4 protein-coding genes are annotated in these 3,063 nt (G+C 64.9%); 3 read left to right on the top strand and 1 reads right to left on the bottom strand.

Translation table 11 applies throughout. The features are described 5' to 3' along the window. The first annotated feature begins 118 nt into the window (after positions 1–118). The 3 genes from A3A5_RS0116160 to A3A5_RS0116150 all read left to right on the top strand — a co-directional run bounded on the left by A3A5_RS0116160 (position 119) and on the right by A3A5_RS0116150 (position 2,362). Positions 119–1,255 (top strand): alpha/beta fold hydrolase, encoded by a 1,137-nt coding sequence (locus A3A5_RS0116160; RefSeq protein WP_018311592.1) that lies wholly within the window; start codon positions 119–121, stop codon positions 1,253–1,255. Between the two features lie 225 nt (positions 1,256–1,480). Continuing rightward, positions 1,481–1,921 (top strand): Hsp20/alpha crystallin family protein, encoded by a 441-nt coding sequence (locus A3A5_RS0116155; RefSeq protein ID WP_018311591.1) that lies wholly within the window; start codon positions 1,481–1,483, stop codon positions 1,919–1,921. Positions 1,922–1,936: 15 nt separating this feature from the next. Next, positions 1,937–2,362 (top strand): Hsp20/alpha crystallin family protein, encoded by a 426-nt coding sequence (locus A3A5_RS0116150; RefSeq protein WP_018311590.1) that lies wholly within the window; start codon positions 1,937–1,939, stop codon positions 2,360–2,362. Positions 2,363–2,463: 101 nt separating this feature from the next. Here A3A5_RS0116150 and A3A5_RS38640 read toward each other — a convergent pair. Continuing rightward, on the bottom strand, positions 2,464–3,063 hold a 600-nt coding region (locus tag A3A5_RS38640), incomplete at its 5' end, for a bifunctional UDP-4-keto-pentose/UDP-xylose synthase (protein ID WP_018311589.1).

Here is a 3,063-nt window from a genome sequence, read left to right as displayed (position 1 = left end):
ATCGAGTACGACTCAACCTTGCCTGCGTGGAACTACAGCATCCGCTCACGGAACGCCGCATAGCGGGAAGTTATTTCGAGCACGTTCCTAAGCTAGGGAAGTCACGCGGCGCGCCCGCATGGCAGCCGCGGCCCGCGGCTGCCGGCCGGCCCTCCCGGCACCGCGCGGCCCCAACATGCCGATGTTCAAGCAGCAACTCCGCCTGTGCACCAGCCGTGACGGCGTTCGCCTTGCGTACGCAATCACGGGCAGCGGCGCGCCGCTGGTCAAGGCGGCCAACTGGATGAGCCACCTGGAGTTCGACGTCGGCAGCCCGGTGTGGAGCCACATGATCACGGCGCTGTCTGCCACGCATACGCTGATCCGCTATGACGAGCGCGGCTGCGGGCTGTCTGACCGGGATATCGAGGACCTGTCCTTCGATGCCTGGCTGCGCGACCTGGAGACCATCGTCGACGCCACCGGGGTCAACCATTTTCCGCTGCTGGGTATCTCGCAGGGCGCATCGATTGCCGTCGCCTACGCAGTTGCGCATCCCGAGCGGGTCAGCCACCTGGTGCTGCACGGCGGCTACGCGCGCGGGCGCCTGAAGCGCGACAACCTGAGCCAGCGCCTGCTGGAAGAGGCCGAGCTGATGAACAAGCTCGCCGAGCTTGGCTGGGGCCAGGAGAACCCCGCCTTTCGCCAGTTCTTCACCACCCAGTTCATCCCCGGCGGCACGGCCGAGCAGCATGCATGGTTCAACGAGCTGGAGCGGGCCTCGACCTCGCCGCTGAATGCGGCACGCTTCATGCGCGTCTTCAATGAGATCGACGTGGTGAAGCTGCTGCCGCAGGTATCGTGCCCGACGCTGGTGCTGCACGCGGTGCGCGATGCGCGCGTGCCGTTCGACGAAGGTCGCCTGATCGCCAGCGAGATTCCCGGCGCGCGCTTCGTGCCGCTGGAAAGCGGCAATCACCTGTTGCTGGAAACCGAGCCCGCATGGCTGCGCTGGCTGGACGAGGTGCGCGCCTTCCTGCCGGCTGGGGAGCCAGTGCGCGACCCGGCCTTCACCGCGCTGACACGGCGCGAGCGCGATATCGTCGAACTGATCGCGCAAGGCCGCGACAACGCCCAGATCGCCGCCCATCTCGACCTATGTGAAAAGACCGTGCGCAACCACATCACCAGCATTTTCGCCAAGCTGGAAGTGGAGAACCGCGCGCAGGCCATTGTGCTGGCGCGCAAGGCCGGCTTCGATCGCGCCGGCGCCTGAATTCCGGACCTGAGGCTGTGATGCGGCCGATACCTGCCAGCGTCAGATTGTCCCGCTATCCGACCCCTTGAAATCCGCGCGGGGCAGTACTAATTATGGATTGCCCAGTCGTCGCGGCAACGCGGCGCTGCGTGTTTTCCGTTGGTTTGCAGCGGCCCGGCAGGAGACCAGGTGCACTACATCAGGGTCAAGCGCCTCCCCGCTGCATAGAAGGAGGTTCTAACCATGAGTGACTTCTTTTTCGGGAACGACCCGTTCAGTGAATTCGACCGGATGCAACGGCAGATGGCGAATCTCTTCGGCGGGTTTCCAACCAGCCTGCGCTCCGGGCGTTTCGGGGCGTTCCCGCCGCTGAATATCGGCATGACCGATGACTCGATCGAGATCGTGGTGTTCGCGCCCGGCATCAAGACGGACCAGCTCGAGGTATCGATCGACAAGGGCCTGCTGACCATCAGCGGCGAGCGTGCCCAGGTGCAGCCGGAGGGCGAAGCCGAGGTACGGCCCTATGCGCAGGAGCGCTTCTTCGGCAGCTTCCGCCGCGTGATCGAGTTGCCGCAGTCGGCCGATCCGGACAAGGTGCAGGCACGTTATACCAACGGCTGCCTGTCGATCAGCGTAGGCAAGCGCGAAGCATCGCGTCCGCGCGCCATCACCGTCAGCTAACGTGAGGAGGAAGCCATGAACGATTCGAAGCAGGTCGTCCAGCGCGACCAGAACACAAGCGGCCAAGGCGAGCAGGGCGCCGTCGCGCAACGCCGCGAGGAAATCCAGACCATGACGCTGGTGCCCGCGGTCGATATCTACGAGACCTCCGCAGGGGTCACGCTGTGGGCGGATCTGCCCGGCGTGCCGCGCGAGAACCTCGAGGTCAACGTCCACGACAGCAGTCTGCGCATCGAAGGCGAAGCCGTCGTGCCGACGCCCGCGAGCCTGCGCGTGCAGCATGCCGAGATTCGGCAGCCGCGCTATGCGCGTACGTTTACGCTCAGCCCGGATCTTGACGCCTCGCGCATCGAGGCCAACTTGCAGGACGGCGTGCTGAAGCTGACGATCCCGCGCAGGGAAGAGGCGCGGCCGCGGCGGATTGAAGTGTCGGTCGGCTGAGGCTGCGGGTGTGCTCCCCTCTCCCGCTTGCGGGAGAGGGAGTACCCAAGCGAGAAGGAGCGCCAGCAGGCTTCGGCATGCGGCTTGAGACTGCCTCCAGCCTACCCCTGGTTCACCAACGTCCTTGCGTCCGTCACGTGCGTGCGATACGCCTCGAAGATCCGCCGCAGCGCCGCTTCCATGCTGATCCCGGGCTTCCAGCCCAGTTCTTCGATGGTGTTGTCGATCTTCGGCACGCGGTGCTGCACGTCCTGGTAGCCCTTGCCGTAGAAGTCGCCCGACGAGGTCTCGATGATCTGCGTCTTGCGCGCTTCGTCAGCGTATTCCGGGTAGTCGGCGGCCATCTTCAGCATCATCTCGGCCAGCTCGCGCACCGAGTGGATATTGCCCGGGTTGCCGATGTTGTAGATCTTGCCGCTGGCCACGCCGTTGGGATTCTCGATGATGCGCATCAGCGCGTCGATGCCGTCGGCGATATCGGCAAAGGCGCGCTGCTGCGCGCCGCCATCGACCAGCTTGATCGGTTCGCCGCGCACGATATGGCCGAGGAATTGCGTCACCACGCGCGACGAGCCTTCCTTTGATTCGAAGATCGAGTCCAGCCCCGCGCCGATCCAGTTGAACGGACGGAACAGGGTGTAGTTCAGGCCTTGCTCCATGCCGTAGGCGTGGATCACACGGTCCATCAGCTGCTTGGAGCA

The organism is Cupriavidus sp. UYPR2.512 (assembly GCF_000379565.1).
GTDB lineage: Bacteria > Pseudomonadota > Gammaproteobacteria > Burkholderiales > Burkholderiaceae > Cupriavidus.
Note: the sequence above shows the minus strand (reverse complement) of the source record. Positions and strands in the feature narration are given on the sequence as shown.